This window comes from Paraburkholderia sp. GAS38 (assembly GCF_050434965.1).
GTDB lineage: Bacteria > Pseudomonadota > Gammaproteobacteria > Burkholderiales > Burkholderiaceae > Paraburkholderia > Paraburkholderia phenazinium_A.
Window position 1 is genome coordinate 138594 of the sequence record NZ_JBNDJO010000009.1, and the last position, 24441, is coordinate 163034.

Consider the following 24441-nt stretch of genomic DNA (forward strand, 5'->3'; position numbering starts at 1 on the left):
GTCCGATCCCATGCAACGCTTAACCTCCGCGCGGCGGCGGCTCAGTAATAAACGACACCTTGGCGATGCCAGCACGCTCGCAGGCGGTGATCACGCGGCCGATAAACTCGTAACGCGTGTTCTGGTCGCCGCGCACGTTGACTTCCGGCTGCGGTTGCATCACAGACACGGTCTTCAACTGCGTGAGCAGCGTCGCTGCATCCACATGCTTCTCGTTCCAGAAGAAATCGCCATCGCGGTTGACCGCGATCACGATACTTTTGGGCGTGGTCTGCAGCGGCTGGACTGCCTCATTCGGCAACTTCACCGGCACCGTGTGCGTAACAACAGGAATCGTGATCAGGAAGATGATCAGCAAAACCAGCATCACATCGACTAGCGGCGTGGTGTTGATGTTGGAGATGACTTCGTCGTCATCCCCATCTTGCCCAACGCTCATAGCCATGACTTACCCCGCTTGTTCGACCAGCGTAGCCTTCTGACCTGCGACGCCGCGCTTCGAGCGACGGCTGCCGGCCAGCAGGACGGTGTGCAGTTGTGCGCCGAAGGCACGGACACGTTCCATCACCGACTTGTTGCGGCGAACCAGGAAGTTGTAGCCGAGCACAGCCGGAACCGCGACGGCCAGACCGATTGCCGTCATGATCAGCGCTTCACCGACCGGACCTGCAACCTTGTCGATCGATGCCTGCCCGGCGATACCGATGGCCGTCAGTGCGTGATAAATACCCCAGACCGTACCGAACAGGCCGACGAACGGCGCCGTGGAGCCGACCGTACCGAGGAAGGCGAGGCCGTCCTGCAGGCGGTTCGACACGTTGGTGATGGCGCGCTCGACCGACACGTCGATCCAGGTGTTGCGGTCGACGGCTTCGAGCAGCGCTTCGTCGTGGTGTTCGCCGGCTTCGATCGCGGTTTCGGCGATGAAGCGGAACGGCGACGATTCGTCGAGCAGCTTCGCGCCTTCGGCGAGCGACGGAGCGGTCCACAGCTGTTCGTCGGCGCTCTTGGCGCGACGGTTGGCGCGGTATTGCTCGAAGAACTTCGTGATCATGATGTACCAGCTACCCATCGACATGATCACCAGCAGGATCAGCACGAAGCGGGCAACGAAGTCGCCGTTTTTCCACAGGGCGCCGAGGCCGTACGGGTTGTTGACGGTTTCGGAGGTGGCCGGTGCCGGCGGCGGCACAGCCTGGTCCGCGGGCGCTGCTGCGGGTGCAGCCGTCGGTGCGGCGTCGGTTGCCGATGCTGCTGCTACGGTTGCGTCGCTAGCTTGCGCGTAGGCAATTTGCGGTGCGACAAAGGTCGTCGCCGTGGTTACGGCGAACACCATGCTTGCCGCCACTGCGGCGAGAGAACGCTTCTTCATGTCTGCTCCAGTTCATGCGTTGAACTTGTACAACGTGACTAATAAATCGCTACCGGTACCGCTCGGTTCGTGGGTTCAGTTCAGGTTAAACGAGAACGGAACCTGGACACGGACAGGTTGGCCTTGGGAAACGCAACTAAACTTCTTTACAGCATTGAACGCCGCGCGATCGAGTGAAGAGTCTTCCGACGACTTCGCGACATGCTCATCCGTAATATGGCCCTGCGGATCGACTACGAATTCGATGAGTACGTCACCCGTGACGTTGTTTTCCTGAGCTTCCTTCGGATAGACCACGGATGAGCGGACCTGATCGGAGTTCGGGCATGCCACGTCAACCTGAGCGCTCACCGGCTTGGACGGTGCGACCGGTGCGGGCGGGGCAGGCGGCGGCGCGGGCTGGGCCACGACCGGTGCGGCCTGGTGCGTAATGGTGGGCTGCGGCGGCGTCGGCACGTTCACTTCCGGCGGCGGCACGAACGGCGGCGGCGGCGGTGCGAACTTCGGCGGCGGCAGTTGCACGACAGGCAACGGCGGCGGAGGAGGCGGCTTCACCGGCTCGATGATCTTGGTTTCAATCGGATGTTGAATGACCTGCACCACCTTGGTGGCGAGGCCGTTGAGCAGTGCATAAATCAGCACCACGTGGAGGAGAAGAACGGCGGCAATACCGCCAAAGCGGCGCACGGGGTTCTGCTGCTTTTTCCCGAACTCGCGCGGGCGCCCAGTTCTCTGAACCGGGGACGTGCCCGCCGGAAACTGCCCTTCAACTTTCATAACCACCTTCGTTCCTCCCGGCGTGAACCGCCCATTTCCGTGACTGCAGCGTTCTTGCTACGTCGAAACATTGTTTACTTCAGCCCCAATGCGGGCGCGCAACATTCTTTTGGACTCCAGATGGGGTGTCGCCGTACCACTCGCCCCGGGCTCCAAGGCCTCAGCCTTCGCTTCCTATCCCGGGTGCGACGGCATCACGCCGTCTGTGTGCAAGGCGTGTGCCCGCTTCGGACAGATTCTGAGCGGTCCGCGGGGATGAGCGGAAACAGCCAGTAATCTATCTGCGTAGAAGTACTAATAGACGGTATTTGATACATCCCCTTCGGTTTGGCACAGGCTGCGACGAACGAAAAGAAGCTCGAACGTCACACGTTTTTCACAGGCCAGCGCTACTTGGCTGTGATTCCTGCGACGGAACGATATCAGTTCAAAATCGCGCGTCAAACTTTTTTTGATAGGGGCATACTGTGTTTAGAGGGTGCGCTCTAATCGTGAGCGGGCTGTTGCGCCAGTTTGCTTACAATCACGGACGATCCGGCCAGAAAATCCGTTTGCGCTCAACGATATGCCGAATGATGTTGTAAGGTTGTGAAGGCTCGCGTTAATACTGATTTACGGCACGCTGGAAAACAGCATTAAGAATAGGCGCTGCGCGGGTCGATTCTAAAGCAGGCGAGCGGTTGACTGCACGAGGAAAAAAACGTACTGCGGCCCGAGCAGGCGGCGCAGATGAAGCGGGTGTAGTTGGTGTTGCGCGGTTCGCGCGTGGCGAGGGCGGCGCTTGCGCACTATGAGAGTCGCAGTGGCGTCGCAAGCGCGATGAATGCGCTTCGAGAGGGGCGCGGCAGAGATGAAAATCTCTGCCGCCAACATGAAGAATTTTTCAGGGCGGGTGTTTGCCCGATTCACGTTGCACGATGGGCGTCCGAGCGACGCTCGATTGGCGCCCGATTGACAATTAGCTGGCCGGATTGGCGACGCCCTGCGCATTCGTCGCGGATGCGGCCGGCATGCAGTCGGCGCGATATTCAGCCTGCAGTTTCTGTTCGGCCGCCTGGATGTCGGCGGGGTAGATGTTTTCGTTGGCGGTCGGGTCATAACCCACGGCTTCCAGTTCTCCGAGTTCGCGCATCAGTTGCTTGTGCGTGACCTCGCCCTTCGTGTGCGTGAACGGATACGAGTTGCACTGCTTCGGCGTGAGTCCCGGCGCAGCCATGGCAGACGCGCTGCCTGCGAGCAGAAGGGTCATCAAGACGGTACGGGTGGCGAGTTTCATGTTTGCATCCTCCATGGATCAGGTGGTCAAGGGCAGCGGCAAGGGGCCGTTGCATGCAAACAGGCTAGTGGATGGGCGATACCGTTTCGCCCTCGCAACCATGAAAGATCCTTCATCTCCAGGCCGCGGCCGCGCAGGCCGCCAAACCGGGCGTCGCCCGCTCACCCCCGCCGGTGCTGGCGCCCTTCGCGAACTTAAATGTTTTTTAATGAAACCGATGCGTGACGGTTACTTGCGCGCGCGTAGCCTGTGCACATCGCTGCCACCCCTACGCCACGGCGCTTTGCGTGCCGTCCGACTCGAATTCAACCCGCTAGCCGAATATGGCATCATGTCCTTCTACCGATAACCCGTCGCGCACGCCGCTCAAGTTGGCCGAGTTTGCCGCTGCGCGTGAAATCATCATGTCGCGAGTGCTGACCATCGAAGATGACGAGATCACCGCCAACGAAATTGTCGGTGAGCTGAAGAGCCGCGGCTTTACCGTGGACTGGGTGGCGAACGGCCGCGACGGCATGGCGCGCGCCATGAGCGACGAGTACGACGTGATCACGCTCGACCGCATGCTGCCGGGCGTCGACGGGCTGACCATCCTGACCACCATGCGCAGCATCGGCATCCAGACGCCGGTTCTGATGCTGAGCGCGCTGGGCGACGTGGACGAGCGCGTGCGCGGCTTGCGGGCCGGCGGCGACGACTACCTGACCAAACCCTTCGACCCCGAAGAGATGACCGCGCGCCTCGAAGTCCTGTTGCGCCGCAGTCAAACTCCGACCACGCCGTTCGAAACGACGCTGCGCGTCGGGCCCCTCGAACTCGACCTGATTTCGCGCAAGGTTCAGCGCGACGGCGAAGAGATCGTGCTGCTGCCCACCGAATACCGCGTGCTCGAATTCATGATGCGCCACGCCGGCCAGACCATTACCCGCACCATGCTGTTCGAAGCGGTGTGGGGCTACCACTTCGATCCGGGCACCAACCTGATCGACGTGCACATGGGCCGCCTGCGCAAGAAGATCGATCCACCGGGCGTCAAACAGATGATCCAGACCGTGCGGGGCTCGGGTTATATCCTCGCGTGAGCAGACTATCTTGACGGACCACTCTTTCCCCGCGCAATCCGCACTGGGGCGCCGCTGGCATTCCACGACCTTTCGCCTGATTGCGGTCTATGCCGTCATCTTCTCCCTTTCGGTGATGTCGCTGCTGGCGTTTATCGGCTGCGCGGTGACGGGCGACATGGAGCGCGAAACCGACGTCGTGATGGAATGGCAGCTCATCTATTTCGACTCGATGCCGCATGGCGAACTGGCCGCTGCCATTCATCGCCGGCTCGAGCACGAGCGGATGCATGCTAACTACTACGGGTTGTTCTCCGCCGACGGCCAGCTGATCGCCGGCGACGTGCTCAAGCTGCCCCCCGATCTGCAGGCCGACCGGCACGGCATGACACTCCACCACACCTTGCAGGTCACGGGCGGCGAGCCGGCCCCGGTGGTGCGGGCGATGGCCGAGCGCCGCCACGACGGCGAAACGCTCGTGCTGGCGCGCGACCTCACGCACATCCTGCGGATTCGCGAGACCATCATCAACGCCTTGATCGGCGGCGGCGTGCTTTGCCTCGTGGCGGGCGTGGTGGGCGGCCTCGCTCTCAGCGTGCGGCAGATGCGCCGCCTGAAGGCGATCCGCCGCGTGACCCTGCGCATCGCCCAGGGCGATCTCGGCCAGCGTTTGCCGATTGGCGGCCGCGATGAAATCGACATGCTGGCGCATCTGGTCAATCACATGCTGGCGGAAGTCGAACGCCTGATGAACGAAGTGAAGGGCGCCTGCGACGGCATCGCCCACGATCTGCGCACGCCGCTCGCGCATGTGCGCACCTTGCTGGGACACATCGCCGAGCGCTCGGACGCGCTCGAAGACGGAGCCCTGACGACGCTGGTGGAACGCGCCCGCGGCGAGACCGACGCGTTGCTCGACCGCTTTCGCGCCATGCTGCGCATCTCCGAGATCGGCACCCTGCAGCGGCGCGGCGGCTTTGCCGAGGTGGAACTGCAGGCGCTGGTCGAAGAGGTCGCCGAACTGTACGAGCCGCTCGCCGAGCTTCGCTCGCTCAGCTTTGCGGTCGAAGCCGAGAGCGTGCAAGCCATTCACGGCGACCGGGCGCTCCTGTTCGAAGCGTTCAGCAACCTGCTCGACAATGCCTTCAAGTTCACGCCCGCAGGCGGGGCGGTGCGCATGGTGCTGAGCCGGACGCCTGCGGGGCCGCTGGTGGAGATCGTCGACAACGGCCCGGGCATCCCGCTGGATGAGCGCGACGCCGTGCTGCAACGCTTCTACCGCGGCGAGCGCACGCGTCACCTGGCCGGTTCGGGCCTCGGTCTCAGCATCGTCTCGGCGGTGATCCGCGTGCATGACTTCACGATGCGCATCGGTAACGCGGAACCCGGCGCACGCGTGAGTATCGAATGTTGGTCGAGGACATTGGCATGACCGGTTCCGCTCGCCCTCGCGTGTCCGGTTTCCTTTCCCATCCCGCTTTGACAGGTGGCTGAATGCGCATCCTGTTCGTCGCCGCACCGCATCCCGAATCGTCATGGCTGTATAAGGCCTTGCAGGAGAGTGCCCACAGCCTGCAGCGCGCGGAGGACCTGCGCGACGGCGCGTTTCTCGCGACTCAGGAGGCGTTCGATACGATTGTCGTGATGTCGCTCGACCCGCCGTCGTATGCGGGCTTGCTGGCGGCGCTGCCGCAGTTTGTCGAGGCCGGCGCGGGCGCCGCGCTGATCGTCGTGCTGGGCCAGTCCGGTGCGCAGGATCGCACCCGCGCACTGCGTGCCGGCGCCGACGCCTGTTTCGGGCAACCGTATTCGTTCATCGAAATGCATGAACGGATGCAGGCGCTGCGGCGCACGGCGGTCTCGCGCGCCGCGCACGATCAACCGGCGAGCGCGGCCGCCGCGAGCACCACGCTGGCGCTCAATCCGCTCACGCGCGAACTGGTGGACGGCGAGCACCGGCTGGTGGTTACGCGGCGCGAATACCTCCTGCTCGAGTGCCTGCTGCGCCAGTTGAACGCGCCCGTGCCGCGCGAGCAACTGATTCGCTATGCGTGGCCGGAAAAGGACGACGTCGATCCGTCGAGCGTCAATCTGGTGGTCTCGCGCCTGCGGCGCAAACTCGCGCAGCATCTGCCGGGCGTCCACATTGAGACGGTCAGCCGTTACGGCTATCAGATTGCGACGGGATCGTCCTAGCGCCTGGTTCCTGGTCCTTAGCGTCTGGCATGGCGCCTCGAAGAGGCGCGGAGAATAATGAAACGGGCGCGCTCACCCATCCGGGGAGCGCGCTCTTTACATTGGCGAAGCGCAACGAGGCTGGCAGAAGCGGGGCATTCCCATGCCGTGCCGGTTTTAGTGCGAGTAGATCGTCGAGTTGAGGTAGTTGAGCTCGCCGTCCTTTTCGGATTGCACCAGTTCCTGGTAGACCTGCGCGCGCGTCTTGGCGCCGTTGGCTTCGGCCGTCGGCGGGACCCATTGGCCGGCCTGGCCGACCGACGGGGTCGCGTTCGACGCGACCTGGGTGGCTGCCACCGGTTGCTGGGCCGCCGCCGGAGCGGACTGTGCGAAAGCCGAAGCGGTAGCCGTGGCGCCGACGAATGCGATAGCGATCATGAGAGTCTTCATGTTGGTTCTCCTTACTATATTCAGGTTGTCTTGTTTCGGGTTGGTCAGCCCAGGCCGCAAGCGATTCGCTGTCTGGTTGATGAACAGGATAGTCAACGCGGTATAGCGGATTGACGGTGTGAAGGTGAAAAGAAATTCATACTGCGAAGGCGCTGCGCGCCCTCGCGTCGAGCGCACGCTCAACCGGCATCCGCCAGCTTGCTCACCGCAACCGGCTGGGCCTGCGCCTGCACCGGCTTCGCAGGCGCTGCGGCCACCGCAGACTGATCGGCCGACCATCCGCCACCCAACGCCTCGATCAACCCCACCGAAGCCAGCAGACGCCGCGTATTCACGTTTAACGCGAGGATCTGCGTATTGAGCTCGGTGGTCTGCGCGGTCACCACGTCCAGATAACTGACCACCCCGTCGCGATAGCGCGACATCGAGAGATTCAGGGTGCGCTGCGCGTCGGTGAGCGCTTCGTTTTCCTGCGTGGCTTCGTCACCCAGATGATGCAGTTGCGCCAGATTGTCTTCGACCTGCTGGAACGCCAGCAATACGGTGGCCTTGTATTTGGCGCCGTTCTCCGCCAGCGTGGCGCGTGCTTCCTGGGTGATGGCTTCGCGGCGTCCGCCGTCGAACAGCGTCATCACGAGACTCGGACCGATCGACCAGATTTCATTGGGCGCCATGATCCATGGCGACAGCGTATCGCTCTGGAAGCCGCCGTCGAGTCCGAGCGAGACATCCGGGAAGAACGCCGCCTTGGCGACGCCGATCTTCGCGTTCGCTTCCGCCACGCGCCGTTCGGCCGCCGCGATGTCGGGCCGCCGCTGCAGCAGCGCGGCCGGCACGCCGGTGGGAAGCGACGGCAGATAGGCCAGTCCGATCGACGGTGCCAGCGAGAACGACGAGGCCGGCACGCCGGTGAGCGACGCGATGGCATGCTCATACAACGCGCGGCTGGCCTTGACGTCCTCGGCGGCGGCGCGCGCCGAAGCGAGCTGGGTCTGCGCGCGCGATACATCGAGGTCCGAAGCAATGCCGCCGGCGTGCCGGCTCATGGTCAGCTTCAAGGCACGCTCGTAGGTGCTGATCGTGTCCGCGAGAAGCTGCTGCTGCTCATCGAGTCCGCGCAGATTGAAATAGGCGTCGGCGAGACTCGCCTGCAGGCTCAGACGTACCGAGGCGAGATCGGCGTCGGCGGCCTGGGCGGCCGCGCGGCCCGCGCTGACTTCGTTGCGCACCTTGCCCCACAGATCGAGGTCGTAGTCGATGCCGACGTCGACGGTGTTCGATCCATACACCGACGGTTGATCCGTGCCGCGCAACGGCCGGTTGTCCGATTGCCGGTTGGTCGACACATTGGCGCCCGCGCCGATGGTCGGGAACAGGCCCGAGCGCGCCTGCGCCAGATAGTCGACGGCCTCGTCATGCCGTGCGACGGCCGCGGCCACGTCGGGATTGGCCGCGGCCACCTGCACCTCGAGCCTGTCGAGCACCGGGTCGTGATACACCTGCCACCATGCGTCGCGCGGCACCTGATCGGCGGGCTTCGCCAGTTGCCACGCGCCGCCCTCCTTGAAGGCCGTCGGGATCGCCGTAGGCGGCACCTGATAGGTCGGCGCAAACGAGCAGCCGCTGAACAGCGCGCTGACCGCCAGCGCGACACAGAGGCTGCGCTTGAACGTGAACTCAACCATGAGCGCGCTCCGCGTCGCGACGGTCGGCGAGCGAGGTGGCGGGCGCGTTGGACGCGTGGGTGGCAGCAACCCGCACTGCGTCGCCCGTGGCGATCGAATCGGGCGGGTTGTCGATCACGCGGTCGCCGGCGTCGAGGCCCGAACCGATCTCGACCTGGGTGCCCAGATCGGTGGCGATCGTGACGGGCTTGAGGATCGCGTGATTGTCCTTGCCGACCACCGCCACCTGCAAACCGCTTTGCCGGAAAATCAGCGAGCTGGCCGGGATCAGCAGCGAGTGCGGATCGGTCGGCATGGCGAAGTGCACTTCGGTGTATTCGCCCGGAATCAGCAGGCCGTTCTGATTGTCGACCGCCAGCTGCACGAGCAGGGTGCCCGAGGACGGCGTGATCGAATCGTCGGTGTCGACCAGCTTCGCGTCGAACTTCATGCCGGGACGTTCGGGCACGGTCAGCGTCGCGGTCATGCCCGGCTTGATGGCGGCGGCGTCGCTTTGCGGCACGCTCACATAGACTCGCAACTGACGCGCGTCGGACACCGTGAAGAGTTCATGACCGTCGCCGCCGCCCGCGTCGATCAGGTCGCCGATGTCGGTCTTGCGCGCGGTCACGATGCCGTCGAACGGCGCGGTGATGCGCTTGAACGACTCCAGCGCTTCGAGGCGGTTCACGTTTGCCTGGGCCGCCGCGACGCTGGCCAGCTTGGCGGTGAGATCGCTGGTCTTTTCATCGGTGTCCTGCTGCGAGACCGAATCCTGCTTGAGCATCTCGGTCCAGCGTTTGGCGGTGGACGCCGCCAGCTTTTCGTTCGCCTGCGCATTGTCCAGATCGGCTTTGGCCTGCAGCAACTGCTGGTCGAGATCGGGCGTGTCGATCACGCCGAGCAGTTGTCCGGCCTTCACATGCGTGCCGATATCCGCATACCAGGCATGTAGATAACCGGGCACCCGTGCATAGATCGGCGCGTCGACGAAGGCCGATAAATGGCCCGGCAGGATCAGCGATTGGGTGGCGCCCTGGCGGCTCGGCGTGTAAGCGGCCACGGTCGGAATGGCCTGCTCGGCGGACCAGGTGGTCATTTCCTGTTTGGCGTGCACGCGGGTGAAGATGCCGGTCGTCACGACCCCTGCGGCGGCGAGCAGCACCACGATGCCGACCAGCTTCAGATGACGCAACCGCTTCGGCGAATTGATTTCGATATCAGTGGACATGGACGACTCCGGTGTCGGAAGTAGGGTGATCTTTATCTTTGGCAGGAGGATGCTTCGCCGCATCGCGGCGGTGCACGAGGCTAAACACAACCGGGACGAACAGCAGCGTGGCGAAGGTGGCGCAGATCAGGCCGCCGATCACGGCCCGGCCGAGCGGCGCGTTCTGTTCGCCGCCGTCGCCGAGGCCGAGCGCCATCGGCGCCATGCCGATGATCATGGCGAGCGCGGTCATCAACACCGGACGGAAGCGCGTGAAGCCGGCTTCCATTGCGGCGACCAGCGCGTTGCCGGTCGCCGCGAGACGCTCGCGGGCGAAGCTCACCACCAGAATGCTGTTGGCGGTCGCGACGCCCATGCAGAGAATCGCCCCGGTCAACGCCGGCACCGAGAGCGGCGTATGGCTGGTGAACAGCATCCAGACGATGCCGGCGAGCGCCGCGGGCAAGGCGGTGACGATCACGAACGCGTCGGCCCACGAGTGGAAGTTCACGACGATCAGCATGTAGATCAGCACGATCGCGCCGACGAGACCGAGCGAGAGTCCGAGGAACGCGCTGTTCATGGTCTGCACCTGGCCGCGCAAGGTGACCACCGAACCCTTCGGCACGTCCTTGGCGGTGGCATGCAGGATCTGCTGGATGTCCGAGGCCACCGCGCCGAGATCGCGGCCTTGCGTCGTCGCGTAGACGTCGTAGAGCGGCTCGATGTTGTAGTGCGAGACGACCGCATCGCCGACGCCGCGCTCGATGCTGGCGATGCCGCCCAGGATCTGCGACTGGCCGTCCTTGCCGGTGATGGGCAGATTGGTCAGCGCCGAAAGCGACTCCATGCGGTATTGCGGCGTTTGCGCCACGATCGGATACGACACCCCGTTGTTGGGATTCAGCCAGTACGTCGGCGACACCTGGCTCGTGCCGGAGAGGCTCGCCACCACGGAGTTGGTGACGTCCTGCTCGGTGATGCCCAGTTGATCGGCGCGCGAACGGTCCACCGAGACCGTGAACTGCGGGTAGGTCGAGTCCTGCTGGATGCGCGTATCGGCAATGCCCGGAATCAGGCGCATCTTGCGCATCACTTCGGTGGCATAGCGCTGGTTGCCGTCCTGGTTCGGGCCGGCCACCTGCAGGTCGATCGGTGCGGGCGCACCGAAATTCAGAATCTGGCTGACGATATCGGCCGGCAGGAACGAGAAGGTGGTGCCGGGAAATTCCTGCGGCAGCAGCTCGCGCAGCTTCTTCACGTAGTCCGCGGTCGGCGCATGATTTTCGTTCAGCGAAATCATGATGTCGCCGTCTTCCGGACCGGTCGTGCCGCTATTGTTATAGGTCAGGTTGATACCGCTGTTGGGCAGGCCGATATTGTCGATGATGCTGGCGAGTTGATCCGGCGGGATCAGACGGCGCACGGCGTTTTCGATGTGATCGAACTCGTCGGCCGTGTCTTCGATGCGCGTGCCGATCGGCGCGCGCACGTGCAGGGTGATTTCGCCCGAATCGATGCTCGGAAAGAAATTGCGGCCGAGCCACGGCGCGAGCAGGAACGAGGCGCCCACCACGATCAGAAAGCCGACCACGAAACGCTTGCGGTTCGTGAGCGCGAGGCCGAGCACGATGCGGTAGACGCCGCGCACCCGTTCGAAGCGATGCTCGAAGCCGCGCTGAAAGCGCACCAGCGGATTGCGTGAAGGGGGTGCGTGGTGCGGGCCGCTGTGCGAGTCCATCACGGCTGCCAGTTCGCCGGAGGCATGACCGCCGGAGGCGTGCGGGCGCAGCAGGTATTGCGCGAGCATCGGCACGAACGTACGCGACAGCACGAACGAGGCGACCATCGCGAAGATCACCGCTTCGGCCATCGGCACGAACAGGTAGCGGGCGATGCCGTTCAGCAGCAGCATCGGCACGAACACGATACAGATACACAGCAGCGAGACGAATGCAGGGCCGACGATCTGCGCCGCGCCGTCCATGATCGCCGTTCGGACGTCCTTGCCTTGCTCGAGGTGCCAGTTGATGTTTTCGATCGTCACGGTGGCGTCGTCGACCAGAATCCCCACCGCGAGCGCGAGACCGCCGAGCGTCATCACGTTGAGCGTTTCGCCCATCGCCGAGAGACCGGCGATGGCGGCCAGCACGGCGAGCGGAATCGACGCCGCGATGATCAGCGTGGAGCGCCAGCTACCGAGGAACAGCAGGATCATCAACGAGGTCAGGGCGGCGGCGATGACGCCTTCGCGCGCGACGCCGCTGACGGCGCCCTTCACGAAGGTCGACTGGTCGCCCATCGTGACGAGCTTGAGGCCGGGCGGCAGCGTCTCTTCGATGAGCGGCAGTTTGGCCTTGACGCCCGCGATGATGTCGAGCGTCGAAGCCGAACCGTTCTTCAGGATGCTCATCAGCACCGCACGGTGGCCGTCGACGCGCACGATGTTGGTCTGCGGCGGATAGCCGTCGCGTACGTGGGCGACGTCGCGAATGTAGATGGTTGCGCCGTCCACCGTCTTGATCGGCAGCGCGTTCAGTTCCTGCAGCGCGAGCGGACTGTTATTCAGCTTGATGTTGTATTCGAAGCGGCCGATTTTCTGCGTGCCGGCCGGAATGATCTGGTTCTGCTGCGCGAGCGCGTTCGCTACGTCCTGGGCCGAGAGCTTCTTCTCCTGCAGCGCCTGCGGGTCGAGGTCGATCTGTACTTCGCGGGTCTTGCCGCCGTACGCGGTCGGAATCGCCACGCCGGGCACGCTCAGCAGTTGCGGGCGAATGAAGTTGGTCGCGTAGTCGGCGAGCTTCTGTTCGTCGAGCGTATTGCTCGTCAGCGCCAGTTGCAGCACCGGCACGGTCGACGCGCTGTAGTTCAGGATCTGCGGCGGCGTCGTGCCCGGCGGCATCTGTTTCAACACCGTTTGCGAAACCGAGGTGACCTGGGCGGTCGCGGTGCGAATGTCGACGCTCGGCTGAAAGAAGATCTTGACGATGCCGTAACCGCGGAACGATTGCGATTCGATGTGCTGGACGTCGTTGACGGTGGTGCCGAGCGTACGCTCATAGTAGGTGACGATGCGTCCGGCCATGTCGTCCGGTTGCAGGCCCGCGTAGTTCCACACGACGCTGATCACGGGGATGCGGATATCGGGGAAGATATCGGTCGGCGTGCGCAGTGCGGACAGCGGGCCGATCACGAGGATCAGCAACGCAAGCACGATGAACGTGTAAGGCCGCGTTAAGGCTAGCCGGACAATTTTTAACATCGAAAGCTGCTCCGTTTAGATACATACGCGCAATGCTCCGCGTGCGTCAGTCGTTTAGGGCAAGTACGAATGGTGGATTACCCGATGACGGTATTCTGGAGAGCAGGCCCTAACAGGCGGTGCCTAAAAAAATGAAACAAGTTTTAGGTGTCCGGCATAACGGTCACCCCGTCGCCGCGGCGGCGGCGCAGCACCTTGCCGCGAGACGTGGACATGCAGGAACGCCGGCTCCAGCGCCGCAAGCGCCCGTGCTGCATGGAGCACGGGCGCTTGCCCGGAGGGGGAACGATAGACGTGACGCCGACGTGTCAGCCGAACAGATAGCCCGAGCCGCGAATGGTGCGGATCAGCGGTCGTTCGCCGGGCACGTCCACTTTCTTGCGCAGACGTCCCACATGCACGTCGATGAGGTTGGTGCCCGGATCGAACCGGCAGCCCCAGACCGCTTCGAAAATCATCGTGCGTGTCAGCACCTGGCCCGCGTGACGCATCATGAATTCGAGCACGCGGAATTCGGTGGGCTGCAGTTCGAGTTCGCGCTTGCCGTGCGTTACCCGGCGCCGCACGAGGTCGAGTTCCAGCGCGCCGGTGCGCAGCAGGGTCTCGGCTTTCGCATTGCGTGGACGGCGGCGCAGCAGCACTTCGACGCGCGCAAACATCTCGTCTGGCGAGAACGGCTTGGTCAGATAGTCGTCGCCGCCGGCGCGCAGTCCCTGAATGCGATGATCCACATCGGACATCGCGCTCATCACCAGCACCGGGGTTTCCATGCCGACACCGCGCATGGTGGCGACGATGGTCAGGCCGTCGAGATCGGGCAGCATGCGGTCCAGCGTGACGACGTCGTATTCGCCCGCCATCACCTTGGCCATGCCTTCGCGGCCGGTGCGCGCCACGTCCACAGAGAAGCCGCTTGAAGTCAGGGTGCGCACGATGTCGTCGGCGATCAGTTCGTCGTCTTCGATCGTCAATATCTTAGGCATGGTTCGCGATTGCCTTTATGCTGGTCCATCAAGCCACCACCCGCAGCGCGACCGGCTTGTCCGGGGCGCGGTACTGGCTCACTGCATAGTCGATGAAGCTGCGCACCTTCATCGAAAGATAGTTGCGGCCGGAATAGAGGATCGACACCTGACGCGGACCACCGTTGACCTCGTAGTCTTCGAGCACCGGCACGAGCCGGCCCTGCGTGAGATCTTCGCTGACGGAAGGCAGCGGCAGCAGCGCGATGCCCATATGGTTGAGCGCGGCCACCCGCACCATGGCGCTGCTGGTGGCCGTCAAGGCGCTGCCGGTGTTGACGCGGTACACGCCATTGGTGTCCGCGAATTCCCAGGTGCGCGAGGTGCCGTCCGATACCGTCAGGAGACCGTGGCGATTCAGGCCGGCCGGGTCGCGTGGCGTGCCGTGGCGCGCCAGATAGGCGGGCGAAGCCACCGTGACTTCCTCCATGCTGGTGAGCGTGCGGCTTACCAGCGTCGAACTGGCGAGACGCCGGTCGTCGGAGAAGCACACGTCGAAGCCGCCTTCGACCATGTCGATATGCGTGTCGTAAGTGGTGACGTCGAAATCCACCCGCGGGTGCAGCGTCCGATACGACGCGAGCAAGGTACCGAGTCCGGAAGTGGCGAAGGTCATCGGCGTGGCGATACGCAGCGTGCCGCGTGGATCGCGCGTGGTCTGCACGAGGTTCGATTCCATTTCATCGAGCTTCTCGATGATCGTGCGGCAGCCGTCCAGATACTCTTTGCCGACTTCGGTGAGCGACAGGCTGCGCGTCGTGCGGTTGAGCAGGCGCATGTTCAGGTGTGCTTCGAGCATGCTGACACTGCGCGTGACGGCGGCAGCCGACATGCCCAGTTGTCGCGCGGCGAGATTGAAACTGGCGAGATCGACTACGCGTGTGAAGACACGCATCGCTTGGAGCTGGTTCATGATCTGTCACGAGGAAAGGACAATGCATGCATCATGGGCGTTCGCGGGTAAATCGGAACAGCCAGCTTGATTAAGTCTTTTTTAATTTTGTGCAATGTTCGTGAACTGCGCGGATACATTGCGCGCCTCGGCGGCGCAGTGCGCGAGCCGGCTTGCAAAAGCGACAGGCAAAAAAAGAGCGCGGCCGGAGCCGCGCTGCTAAGGAGATCTTGAAAAAGACCGCAGTGATGCGGACAACCCAGTATAGGGTGTCGCGTGCGAGCGGTGGGGGCAAACTCTGAAAGACATTGCTGCGCAAAACGGAACAACGTGCGGCATCGGCGTGGCGACTCACGATTGACCATTCACGCCAACGATGCGCAAATCGCGAATCGCGAAAGAGTCCATTGCGCGATACCGCGTGAATCGTTCGGGCGCGCAGGCCCACCGTGCAGACTAATTCATCAACGCGTGCGCTTCTTCCAGTTCCAGCGTTTGCAGATGCTGCGACAATGCTTCGTTCAACTTGGCGAGACTCGGCGTGGGCAGTGCGAATCCCGCCCAGCCCAGACCCGTATGCCGCATGAATAGCACCGCGCCGTCATAGAGCGGATGCTTTTCGGTGTGCCAGCACGGGTCCATCTCGATCACATACTGGTGCGTGCGTGAGGGCTCCTTCGGCACTTCGGGGCGCATCGCCGCGCGGATCAGACTCAGGCGCTCGATCACGGCATCGATTTCATGCGCCTCCAGCAAAACCGACGCGTCGTCCACGGCGACCCGCACTGAATGGGTGCCGTACTCGTTCATCATCTCGATGGTCATCGCCATGTCCTGACTCCTCATACCTATCACGATGGGGAAATTATGGAGCGACTGTACGGGGCGCAGGCTGAAAGAGAGCAATCGTTTGATGAAACTTTATTTAATGAGCGCGGCAGCCCGATCCTTGCGGCGATCCGGCGGGAAAGGGCGAACTGTTGGCAGACGGCTTCGAGGTCTGACGAATAGGCTCGAAGTCATCTGGCGGGATGACCGAGGCTCGCACCCCGGCAGGAATCAGGTGGAACGCGAGTGAAACTGGCAAGGGGCAAAAATATGCGCAACGTACACAAGGCAGTCTTTCCCGTTGGCGGACTCGGAACGCACTTCCTGCCGGCCACCAAGGCGAGTCCCAAAGAGATGCTGCCGGTGGTCGACAAGCCCCTGATTCAATATGCCGTCGAGGAGGCGATCGCCGCAGGCATGACGGAACTGGTCTTCGTCACGGGCCGCGGCAAGCGCGCCATTGAGGATCATTTCGACAAGTCGTACGAGATCGAAGCCGAACTGATCGCACGCGGCAAGCAGGACCTGCTCGACCTGGTGCGCGGCATCAAGCCGAGCCACGTCGATTGCTTCTACGTGCGGCAAGCGGAGCCGCGTGGGCTCGGTCATGCGGTGCTATGCGCGGAGAAGCTGATCGGCGACGAGGCGTTTGCCGTGATACTCGCGGACGATCTGATCGACGGCCATCCGCCGGTTCTCGCGCAGATGATCGACGTGTTCGACCATTACCACTGCTCGGTGCTCGGCGTGGAAGAGATCGAAGCGCAGGATACGCGCTCCCATGGCGTGATAGAAGGCAAGGCCTGGGACGAGCGGATCTTCCGCATCTCGGGCGTGGTCGAGAAGCCGGAACCGGCGCAGGCGCCGTCGAATCTCGGTGTGGTGGGGCGTTACGTGTTGACGCCCGGCATCTTCGATCAGTTGCGCAAGACGCGGCCGGGTGCCGGCGGCGAGATCCAGTTGACCGATGCGATCCAGTCGCTGCTCGCCGACGAACAGGTGCTCGCCTACCGGTACCACGGCCGGCGTTTCGATTGCGGCACCAAGATCGGCTATCTGAAGGCGACGGTGGAGTTTGCGCTCAGGCATCCCGAGGTGAAGGCGGGCTTCGAGGCTTATCTGCATGCGAAGCTCGCAGCGGATTATCCGGAGATGACCGTCTGAGTGGATGCGGCTGTGTCTCAGCGGAAATACGCCTTGGTGTTCTCATGCACGTCGGCGCACGCCAGCAGTTCCGACGGCGCCATCCAGACATAGTCGCTGTGCTGCTCGAAGCGGCCGATCGGCGCCGCGTCGCGCAACAGCAGCATATAGCCGAGCACGACGTAGTGCGTCGAGATATCGGCAGCGCCGGCGAAATTGTCGTCGTAGTGATGTTCGAACACGCCGCGAAAGCACGCCGTATTCTGCGAGATATTTTCCAGCCCAAGTTCCTCGCGCACGACGCGGCTGAACGCGCCGTTCAACGACTCGTCCTTGCGGATCCGCCCACCGGGCACGAACCACGTGCCGCGCGCCGGACGATTGACGCGGCGCCCGAGCAGCACGCGGCCGCGATCGTCGACCACAATCAGGTCGATCGAGATGAGCGGGGTGAGGCGGACGACGTCGAGAAATTCAGGTCGGGCAAGCATGGTCTCATTCATCTCGCTCTACGCGTGCAATTCGGGACGATACGCCCCATAGCAGCCACGCCAGTCCCGCCGCGATCAACAGCAGCATGACGAGCGAGCCGAGCATTCCGCCAAGCAAGAGCCAGTACCATGGCAAGTCATGCATGACGTCTCCGCAAGCAGGGGTCGTACGGTACTGCAAATGGAAGGGTGGGGCCGCCGATGGCGGGTGGCATTCGCGCGGCCAGGAGGCCAGGGGCCAACGGCTGGTCCGTTGACGGCGAGTCAACGGTCAGTTCGTGTCCACAATGCCGCGGTGCTTTCAGTCTAGCGCCTGGTTCCACCGCGCCGGGTCCGGCATCCCTGCCAAATGCGCCGAACTCTCTGCACATCAGGACAAACCTACTGTGCGACGTAGCCGGCGGGCGTCGTGACGTTGGCCCGCGCGAGCGCGGCGTTGGTCGAGATCACATAGATAGGCGTTTCGCTGAGCGTGAGCGCCGCGATGCCGTTGCGGTAGGCGAGGCTCGACGGGTTGCCCATCATGTCGAGCACCGTCACCTGGCCGGAGCTGCCCGGTGCATCGACCTGCAGGTTATAAGGTACCTGGTAGGTCGAACTGAAACCCTTGCTGGCGTCCCAGACCGCATTGTTGTGGGTCCACAGCGCCGTGATCACCGCGCCGCCGTTCAGTTGCTGGAACGCATACGCATAGACGCCGGGCGGCAGGCCGTTGAGCGGCCCGAGCGTATTGGTGCCGTCGACGATGCGTGTCATGGCGGCGGTGGCCATTGCCGCGGGCTTGGGGCTGATCGCCGACGGCCCGAAGCCGCCTTGTGGATCGGCGAGATCGAAGAACAGTCCAAAGCCGATCTGGTGTGGAAAGTCCGTCGCGTAGAACAGAAACGTCACGTCGGCGCCTTCGCCGAGCAGGATCAGGTGCGTGCGCGCAACCACCGCGCCCTGCGCGAACAGCACGTTCGGCGCCGGATAGTTGGGGCCGTATTGCGCGCCGAGATCGTAGCTGATGCCGGTTTCGGTGACGAACAGCCGCGCGCCGGGTTTGAGCGTAGTGGCGATCTGCTGGCGTAGCGCGCGCATCATCGCCGGCAGCGCTTGCGCCGCCTGTGCCGGATCGCTGGCGCCGACGAGCCGCTCGGGTGGATGCGAGGGCGAGCTGCCGATGTCGTAGTAGCCGTGAATCGAGACGCCGTCGAGATAGCGCCCGATGCCGAGCGGCGCGAGCCGTTGCAGCCAGGCGGTATTGGTGCCGACCGAGGCGTTGGTGGTGCCCATGATCACCGCGTCGGGATCGGTCGCGTGGATGCCCTCCCAGGTGGCCTGATACAGCGCCACCAGGTTGGCGTCCGTGTCGCGCCACGGCAGGCCGCTGTTGTAATCCGGCTCCCAGGTCACCTGATAGTAGTTGCGCGATTGCCGCGGGAATCGTTGCGTGCGCACCTGGTTCGATTCCTGGCCGACCCGGTTCATGAAGCTCTGGTACGCAGGCAGCGAAACCGGCACATAGCTGTGCGTGGCGACGTGCGTGGGGCTCGCCCATGCCGGAATGCCGTCGAGCTGGATCAGCCGCATCAGATCGCCGGCCTTGAAAAACGGCGCCAGCGGATACGTGTTTGCATTGAAGGTGTTGGGACCGTTCGGTTCCAACTGGTACCAGTTGCGGTTGTCGTTGGTCCAGCGCAGTCCGAGGACGGGATAGAGCGGGCGGTAGCCGTCGCCTGAACAGCAACTCTGGCCCGGCGTGACATAGGCCGCGCCCTGGCCGCCGAAACGGTGCAGGTCCTCGCGCGCATAGCTGGGCGCGCTCAGCACGCCGGACAGTTCGGGCAGCACGCCGAAGGTCGCCATGCCGGCCGGCCGCGTGCCGCGCGTGGGCAGTCCCGTGCCGGCCGAACTCAAGCTGGCGGAGATCGCGAAGTAACCGGCGAGGGTCGACACGCAGCTCAGCGAGACGACCTGCGGGCCGCTCGCCACGTTGAACTGTCCGGAGGCGCGCACGTTGGCCCACGCGTCGACGATCTGCCAGTCGAGCGTATCGGCCTGGCGCGCGCGGGTGGTGAGCGTCAGGGCGAACGGCTGGCCGTTCGGGAAGATCCGTGTGCCGTCGCTGCCGGGCGTGTCGGCTTCGATCGCGGCGCCGGTCGGTGTCGCATTGGCGGGTTCGGACGGCGCGCTGCACGTCAGCGTACTCATACCGGGCGTGGCGATGATCGACGGCGCGCTGGGCGCGGGTGCCATGCCGCTGTCGTACCAGCAGCGCTTCTGCGTGCCGGGCGCGGGGTCGCCGAACACGGTGTTGTTGCACGGCGTGCCGCCGGTAAAGGTCAGGATCACGTATTGCGTATCGCTGCCGTACTTGACGTCGTGCTTGCCGGAGAACGCGCACATACCGCGCTCGCCGGCACACGCGGTCCACGTGATGGCGGGGCGGTGTATGGCGGTGGCGGCCCCGGGCGGCGTTTCGGGTGCGCGCGCACTCGGCCGGTCCGCGGGAGGCGGGGCCGCCGGCGCCGCGCTCGACAGAGTGGGATGGACGATCCAGCAGCTCTTGAGCGCGCCGGGTGCGGGGTCGCCGAACACCGTGTTATCGCAGGGCGTGCCGCCGTTGAGCGTCAGCATCACGTAACGGCTTGGCGTGCCGTAGCGAACCTGCTGCGTGCCTGTGAAGTGACAGACGTCGCGTTCGGTTGCGCAGAGGGTGGTGGTCGTTGCGCCTGCAACCTGATTCGATGTCGCCGGTGCAGCCGCGGCGGCTTGCGGGGCACGGTCTGCGCCTGCGTTCGCCGCTGCATTCGCCGCTGCGTTCGCGGACGCGCTTGCGGGCGCAGTGGCGGCGCCGTCGCGCTGGCTGCAGGCGGCGAGGGTGAGCATCACCAGCACACGAAGCACGGCCTTCGCCAGCGGCAATCCCGTGCGCCGGCGACGGAGCACCGGTTTTGCAGCGTCAAGCTCCGAAGCCGGTGGGTGTCTCATGATGCCTGGAATAATCATGGAAGACAGCATCAGGCCGGCGCTGTGAAGATAGCGCAGGCAATATTCACATCATTCACGCGTGCGCAGTGAAGCCCCGTCCTGTGCGCGACGCCACGCCACGGACCGTGCGCCTGCTTTGCCGTTGCGTCAATGTGGTGCAGCGTGTCCCCCACATCGTCGGCGTGCCGGCGGACGCCGCACACGACGTCAACGCCAAGCATAGTCGATGCCTACCTGGCTCGCCACGACAAAGCCCAGGTCATGAGAGCACTCGAGGTCGCGCGTCGTGCAAGCCGGACCCCCCGGCTGACAAATCATGCAATGGTGCGATCGTACGAGGTTTGCCGGCGCGAAGCGGTAAATTCGATTCACCATAGATAATACGAAGTCCGAACTATCTTCCTGCAATTGCGGATGCTGGCCGAAACCGCCCCGGACGATGCTGCGCGGACATAAGAGGACGCATATGAGCCGCATGCTGAAAATGCGGCATGACGAATAGATCGGATGCTTTAAAACAGTCTTCTGTTTCAATACTGAAACATTTTTTGAAGCTGATTTTTCTGTATGGTTTTGATACAAATTCGCTAGTGGGTTGTAAATACAGCATTTGGAAGATTTCTAGAAAATAAATAATCCCGCTGTGCTTCACGGTGTCATCTTCAGCCGTCCCGGTCGCTCTCGCGAATATCATGTTTGAAACGTTTTTTAACGTTCGAGCCGGTGGCGAACCGGGCCGCCTCGCGCAATCCCAATGCCATCAAGACTGGTACGGCACGTGCTTGTTGCGATGCATCAAAAAGTTTCAGATCAGGCCATCGTACGAGGATTCCTCCACAGGACTCCTGTCCCGCGCAGCGCAACATCGCCGTCTCCCGGCGATTTCGCCTGTCGTACCGGTTTGCGCTCGTCCAGTCGACCGTTGATTCATCATATGTTTGCCGCACCCGCTATTCCGGGGCGTTATCACGTATGAAACGGGTCAATGTCGCGATAAGCCAAGCTGTTGTACATTCGCATCAAATTGCCAATTTGCGAATTTATATATAGCGACGCAATCCGCCAACATCGCGCGCATTTCGGTCACTGTCATCAACGGCGTTTTTCGGCGTGGATATGATGCGGTGCAATGATATTAAAAAGCGAGAAAATCAGAAGACTCGGCCCACAACGTATGACATGGTAGGGGAAGATCATGCCGCATATGTCCGTTGATACTGCGAGGATTACCTGGCTGCACACACCCAACGTGAACGTGCGTTGTGCAGCTCGCCGCGTCGGCATCCTGCTGTTCGATCGATTCGGTCTGCTGGGCGCAGGCATCGTCGCCGAGATGTTCCACACGGCCAACGAAATCGCCACCGCTCACGGCGGCGACGACCCCCCTTACGAAGTACAGTTTCTCTCGATGGAAGGCGGCAGCGTAGCCAGTTCGTCGTCGGCGCGGATGTGGACGGATGGCGTCGATGCACGCTATAGCATCGGTTTCGATGTGCTGTTCGTGGCGGGCGGATACGGTGCCAACGCAGCGGCACGCGACGAGCGTCTGCTTGGCTGGCTGCGCTCGGTGCGCTCGCGAACCCGAACCATCGAACCCATCGCCGAAGGCCGTCTGGTTCTCGCGGCCGCGGGTCTCGCCGAACACGACGACATTCGCCCCACCAGTCCGTATCTGACCCACGTCGCACACGACAGCTCGCCAGGCGAGGTCAACGACCGTCACGACTCGAGCAAGAGCGCCTTGATGCTCATCAAGCGCGACCTCGGTCTCGATGTGGCGCGCGGCGTCGCCGACAGGGTGATGCCGGGCATGGGCGCGGCGCTGATGCCGCGGCTGGCCGAGGGCGGCACCATGAGCGTCGGCGAGAAGATCCGCGCGGCGGCCCGCTGGATGGAGGCCAATTGCGATCGTCCGGTGTCGGTGGCCGACGCGGCGCACGTGGCGGCCATGAGCGAGCGCAATTTCCTGCGCCGCTTCAAGCACGAGATGCACGTGACACCATCGGATTACCTGCTGCAGGTTCGCCTGCGCATTGCCTGCAATTTCCTCACGGAAACCGAACTGCCCGTAGACAAGATTGCACGGCGCAGCGGCACCGGTAACGGCGACCGGCTGGCCAAGATTTTCCGCAAACGCATGGCGCTCTCACCGACGGAATATCGCGCACGCAGCCGTACCTCGTCTCACGAATAACGCTCTCAAACCGTGTATCGACCCTGCAGGTAAAAGAACGTCCTATTAGTAATAGGAGTACTAAAAATGGTAAATGCGTACCGGGATGAAGCCGAGCAGGACGGCAGTACCGGCGACGGCGCCGACAGGCTGGCACAGGCTGTTGCGCCGGCCGCTTGTCTGAGCATTGCCCCTGTGATTCTCGCCGGCGGCTCGGGAACCCGGCTTTGGCCGCTGTCGCGCGAGCATTACCCCAAGCAGTTGATCGACGTCATCGGCACGCATTCGCTGTTGCAGGACACGGTCCGGCGCATGGAAGGCTTTCCCGTGCAATGGACGGTGCGGCCCGCACCGATCATCGTATGCGGCGACGAACACCGTTTCGTCACGGCCGAGCAGTTACGCGAAAGCGGCGTGACGGCCCACCTCGTGGTCGAACCGGCGCGTCGCGACACGGCACCTGCATTGACGCTCGCTGCGGCACTGGCGGTGCTGGACGGCGAAGACGCCATCCTGGTGGCGATGCCGGCCGATCACGCGATGCTCGACACGACCGCCTTTCAGCAAGCTGTTGCACGTGCCGCAGTGCATGCGCAACGCGGCGCGATGGCGACGCTGGGCGTGCCGCCGACGCGGCCCGATACCGCGTTCGGCTATATCCGGCTCGGCGCTGAAATCGACGAGGGCGCTTATCGCATCGACCGCTTCGTCGAAAAGCCCGCGCTCGAGCTGGCGGCGCAGTACGTGGCCTCCGGTGCGTACTGGTGGAATAGCGGCATCTTCGTGGTGCGCGCGTCAGTGTGGCTCGCGCTCGTCGAACGTCTGCAGCCGGCGATGGCCGAGGCCTGCCGCGCAGCGGTGGCGGACGGCAAGGCCGATGGCCCGTTCTTCCGGCCGCAGCCTGAGGCCTTCGGCCGCGCACCGTCCGATTCGATCGACTACGCGGTGATGGAACGGCTCGGCATCGCCGGTCCCGCAGGCGAGCCGTTCGAGGGCGTCGTCGTGCCGCTGGTAGCGGGCTGGTCCGATCTGGGCTCATGGGATGCCGTGTGGGATGCGCTCGACAAGGACGCGGCCGGCAATGTCGCCCGCGGCCGGGTGCTGTTCGAAGGCGCGACCTCCTCGTATGCGCACTCGGAAGGGCGCCTCGTGGCCTGCGTGGGCACCAGCAATATCGTGGTCGTCGAGACGGCCGACGCCGTGCTGGTCGCCGACCGTGCGCACGTGCAGGACGTCAAGGGACTGGTGGCGCGCATCAAGGCACAGCATTCGCCCGAAGCGGATGAGCACCGCAAGGTGCGCCGCCCGTGGGGCTTTTACGACTCGATCGACCACGGCGACCGCTTTCAGGTGAAGCGCATCGTGGTCGATCCCGGTTGCCGGCTTTCCTTGCAACTGCACCACCATCGCGCCGAGCACTGGGTCGTCGTGCGCGGCACCGCGATGGTCACGCGCGGCGAGGAGCGCTTTCTTCTGAGCGAAAACGAATCGACCTTCATTCCCTTAGGGGTGCGGCACCGGCTCGAAAACCCCGGCAAGGTGCCCCTCGAGATCATCGAAGTCCAATCGGGATCGTATCTCGGCGAGGACGATATCGTGCGGTTCGACGATACGTACGGCCGCTGCAATTGAGTTTGGCGTAGGTGGCAAAACCGTTTCAATGCAGGTGGTG

General features: G+C 63.6%; 20 protein-coding genes. 6 read left to right on the forward strand and 14 right to left on the reverse strand.

Annotated elements, in window-relative coordinates:
* Positions 1-19 precede the first annotated feature (19 nt).
* From P3T42_RS21570 to P3T42_RS21585, 4 genes are all read right to left on the reverse strand, one after another.
* The gene (locus P3T42_RS21570) at positions 20-445 is read right to left on the reverse strand and encodes an ExbD/TolR family protein (protein WP_074297831.1); all 426 of its coding nucleotides are present in this window, start codon (positions 443-445) and stop codon (positions 20-22) included.
* Between the two features lie 3 nt (positions 446-448).
* A complete protein-coding gene (locus P3T42_RS21575) occupies positions 449-1372 on the reverse strand; it encodes a MotA/TolQ/ExbB proton channel family protein (protein ID WP_074297833.1) in 924 nt (307 codons plus the stop codon).
* A 75-nt stretch (positions 1373-1447) separates the two neighbouring features.
* Positions 1448-2149 (reverse strand): energy transducer TonB, encoded by a 702-nt coding sequence (locus P3T42_RS21580; protein WP_074297835.1) that lies wholly within the window; start codon positions 2147-2149, stop codon positions 1448-1450.
* A 958-nt stretch (positions 2150-3107) separates the two neighbouring features.
* Entirely contained in the window at positions 3108-3425 is a 318-nt protein-coding gene (locus P3T42_RS21585) for a DUF4148 domain-containing protein (RefSeq protein ID WP_074297837.1), read from the reverse strand.
* Positions 3426-3829: 404 nt separating this feature from the next.
* Between P3T42_RS21585 and P3T42_RS21590 the strand changes: the two genes are divergently transcribed.
* The 3 genes from P3T42_RS21590 to P3T42_RS21600 all read left to right on the forward strand — a co-directional run bounded on the left by P3T42_RS21590 (position 3830) and on the right by P3T42_RS21600 (position 6682).
* Entirely contained in the window at positions 3830-4507 is a 678-nt protein-coding gene (locus tag P3T42_RS21590; protein WP_074301553.1) for a response regulator transcription factor, read from the forward strand.
* A 115-nt stretch (positions 4508-4622) separates the two neighbouring features.
* On the forward strand, positions 4623-5918 hold the full coding sequence (locus tag P3T42_RS21595; protein WP_083640707.1) for a sensor histidine kinase: 1296 nt from the start codon (positions 4623-4625) through the stop codon (positions 5916-5918).
* Positions 5919-5980: 62 nt separating this feature from the next.
* Complete coding sequence (locus P3T42_RS21600) at positions 5981-6682, forward strand: response regulator transcription factor (protein WP_429307192.1); 702 nt, start codon at positions 5981-5983, stop codon at positions 6680-6682.
* 156 nt (positions 6683-6838) lie between these two features.
* Here P3T42_RS21600 and P3T42_RS21605 read toward each other — a convergent pair whose 3' ends face one another.
* The 7 genes from P3T42_RS21605 to P3T42_RS21635 form a co-directional block, all read right to left on the reverse strand.
* Entirely contained in the window at positions 6839-7111 is a 273-nt protein-coding gene (locus tag P3T42_RS21605; protein ID WP_429307193.1) for a DUF4148 domain-containing protein, read from the reverse strand.
* Between the two features lie 179 nt (positions 7112-7290).
* Positions 7291-8796 (reverse strand): efflux transporter outer membrane subunit, encoded by a 1506-nt coding sequence (locus P3T42_RS21610; protein ID WP_429307194.1) that lies wholly within the window; start codon positions 8794-8796, stop codon positions 7291-7293.
* A complete protein-coding gene (locus P3T42_RS21615; protein ID WP_074297847.1) occupies positions 8789-10006 on the reverse strand; it encodes an efflux RND transporter periplasmic adaptor subunit in 1218 nt (405 codons plus the stop codon). Before P3T42_RS21615 ends, P3T42_RS21610 begins: the two co-directional genes overlap by 8 nt.
* Complete coding sequence (locus P3T42_RS21620) at positions 9996-13247, reverse strand: efflux RND transporter permease subunit (RefSeq protein ID WP_429307195.1); 3252 nt, start codon at positions 13245-13247, stop codon at positions 9996-9998. Before P3T42_RS21620 ends, P3T42_RS21615 begins: the two co-directional genes overlap by 11 nt.
* A gap of 308 nt (positions 13248-13555) precedes the next feature.
* Positions 13556-14230: a response regulator transcription factor gene (locus P3T42_RS21625; RefSeq protein ID WP_074297851.1), complete on the reverse strand. Its 675-nt coding sequence runs from the start codon at positions 14228-14230 to the stop codon at positions 13556-13558.
* 28 nt (positions 14231-14258) lie between these two features.
* Positions 14259-15182: a LysR family transcriptional regulator gene (locus tag P3T42_RS21630; RefSeq protein ID WP_429307196.1), complete on the reverse strand. Its 924-nt coding sequence runs from the start codon at positions 15180-15182 to the stop codon at positions 14259-14261.
* A 435-nt stretch (positions 15183-15617) separates the two neighbouring features.
* On the reverse strand, positions 15618-15986 hold the full coding sequence (locus tag P3T42_RS21635) for a hypothetical protein (RefSeq protein ID WP_074301554.1): 369 nt from the start codon (positions 15984-15986) through the stop codon (positions 15618-15620).
* A gap of 273 nt (positions 15987-16259) precedes the next feature.
* Here P3T42_RS21635 and galU point away from each other — a divergent pair, with 273 nt between their 5' ends.
* Positions 16260-17153, forward strand: coding sequence for a UTP--glucose-1-phosphate uridylyltransferase GalU (gene galU, locus P3T42_RS21640; protein WP_074297854.1), 894 nt, complete (start codon positions 16260-16262; stop codon positions 17151-17153).
* A gap of 17 nt (positions 17154-17170) precedes the next feature.
* Here galU and P3T42_RS21645 read toward each other — a convergent pair whose 3' ends face one another.
* From P3T42_RS21645 to P3T42_RS21655, 3 genes are all read right to left on the reverse strand, one after another.
* Positions 17171-17623 (reverse strand): GDP-mannose mannosyl hydrolase, encoded by a 453-nt coding sequence (locus tag P3T42_RS21645; protein ID WP_074297856.1) that lies wholly within the window; start codon positions 17621-17623, stop codon positions 17171-17173.
* Between the two features lie 4 nt (positions 17624-17627).
* Positions 17628-17768 carry a hypothetical protein gene (locus P3T42_RS21650; RefSeq protein WP_171991676.1) on the reverse strand — a complete coding sequence of 47 codons (141 nt, stop codon included), beginning with the start codon at positions 17766-17768 and terminating at the stop codon, positions 17628-17630.
* A gap of 236 nt (positions 17769-18004) precedes the next feature.
* The gene (locus P3T42_RS21655) at positions 18005-20596 is read right to left on the reverse strand and encodes a hypothetical protein (protein ID WP_429307197.1); all 2592 of its coding nucleotides are present in this window, start codon (positions 20594-20596) and stop codon (positions 18005-18007) included.
* 1195 nt (positions 20597-21791) lie between these two features.
* Between P3T42_RS21655 and P3T42_RS21660 the strand changes: the two genes are divergently transcribed.
* Both P3T42_RS21660 and P3T42_RS21665 read left to right on the forward strand, forming a co-directional pair.
* On the forward strand, positions 21792-22790 hold the full coding sequence (locus P3T42_RS21660; protein ID WP_074297862.1) for a GlxA family transcriptional regulator: 999 nt from the start codon (positions 21792-21794) through the stop codon (positions 22788-22790).
* Positions 22791-22856: 66 nt separating this feature from the next.
* Positions 22857-24401, forward strand: a complete 1545-nt coding sequence (locus P3T42_RS21665; protein WP_429307198.1) for a mannose-1-phosphate guanylyltransferase/mannose-6-phosphate isomerase — start codon at positions 22857-22859, stop codon at positions 24399-24401.
* The last annotated feature ends 40 nt before the right edge of the window (positions 24402-24441 follow it).

What these genes read in the sequence shown, in the direction of transcription:
- P3T42_RS21570 (WP_074297831.1), bottom strand. Translation starts at nt 445, where the DNA reads ATGGCTATGAGCGTTGGGCAAGATGGGGATGACGACGAAGTCATCTCC.
- P3T42_RS21575 (WP_074297833.1), bottom strand. Translation starts at nt 1,372, where the DNA reads ATGAAGAAGCGTTCTCTCGCCGCAGTGGCGGCAAGCATGGTGTTCGCC.
- P3T42_RS21580 (WP_074297835.1), bottom strand. Translation starts at nt 2,149, where the DNA reads ATGAAAGTTGAAGGGCAGTTTCCGGCGGGCACGTCCCCGGTTCAGAGA.
- P3T42_RS21585 (WP_074297837.1), bottom strand. Translation starts at nt 3,425, where the DNA reads ATGAAACTCGCCACCCGTACCGTCTTGATGACCCTTCTGCTCGCAGGC.
- P3T42_RS21590 (WP_074301553.1), top strand. Translation starts at nt 3,830, where the DNA reads ATGTCGCGAGTGCTGACCATCGAAGATGACGAGATCACCGCCAACGAA.
- P3T42_RS21595 (WP_083640707.1), top strand. Translation starts at nt 4,623, where the DNA reads ATGTCGCTGCTGGCGTTTATCGGCTGCGCGGTGACGGGCGACATGGAG.
- P3T42_RS21600 (WP_429307192.1), top strand. Translation starts at nt 5,981, where the DNA reads ATGCGCATCCTGTTCGTCGCCGCACCGCATCCCGAATCGTCATGGCTG.
- P3T42_RS21605 (WP_429307193.1), bottom strand. Translation starts at nt 7,111, where the DNA reads ATGAAGACTCTCATGATCGCTATCGCATTCGTCGGCGCCACGGCTACC.
- P3T42_RS21610 (WP_429307194.1), bottom strand. Translation starts at nt 8,796, where the DNA reads ATGGTTGAGTTCACGTTCAAGCGCAGCCTCTGTGTCGCGCTGGCGGTC.
- P3T42_RS21615 (WP_074297847.1), bottom strand. Translation starts at nt 10,006, where the DNA reads ATGTCCACTGATATCGAAATCAATTCGCCGAAGCGGTTGCGTCATCTG.
- P3T42_RS21620 (WP_429307195.1), bottom strand. Translation starts at nt 13,247, where the DNA reads ATGTTAAAAATTGTCCGGCTAGCCTTAACGCGGCCTTACACGTTCATC.
- P3T42_RS21625 (WP_074297851.1), bottom strand. Translation starts at nt 14,230, where the DNA reads ATGCCTAAGATATTGACGATCGAAGACGACGAACTGATCGCCGACGAC.
- P3T42_RS21630 (WP_429307196.1), bottom strand. Translation starts at nt 15,182, where the DNA reads ATGAACCAGCTCCAAGCGATGCGTGTCTTCACACGCGTAGTCGATCTC.
- P3T42_RS21635 (WP_074301554.1), bottom strand. Translation starts at nt 15,986, where the DNA reads ATGACCATCGAGATGATGAACGAGTACGGCACCCATTCAGTGCGGGTC.
- galU (WP_074297854.1), top strand. Translation starts at nt 16,260, where the DNA reads ATGCGCAACGTACACAAGGCAGTCTTTCCCGTTGGCGGACTCGGAACG.
- P3T42_RS21645 (WP_074297856.1), bottom strand. Translation starts at nt 17,623, where the DNA reads ATGCTTGCCCGACCTGAATTTCTCGACGTCGTCCGCCTCACCCCGCTC.
- P3T42_RS21650 (WP_171991676.1), bottom strand. Translation starts at nt 17,768, where the DNA reads ATGCATGACTTGCCATGGTACTGGCTCTTGCTTGGCGGAATGCTCGGC.
- P3T42_RS21655 (WP_429307197.1), bottom strand. Translation starts at nt 20,596, where the DNA reads ATGAGACACCCACCGGCTTCGGAGCTTGACGCTGCAAAACCGGTGCTC.
- P3T42_RS21660 (WP_074297862.1), top strand. Translation starts at nt 21,792, where the DNA reads ATGCCGCATATGTCCGTTGATACTGCGAGGATTACCTGGCTGCACACA.
- P3T42_RS21665 (WP_429307198.1), top strand. Translation starts at nt 22,857, where the DNA reads ATGGTAAATGCGTACCGGGATGAAGCCGAGCAGGACGGCAGTACCGGC.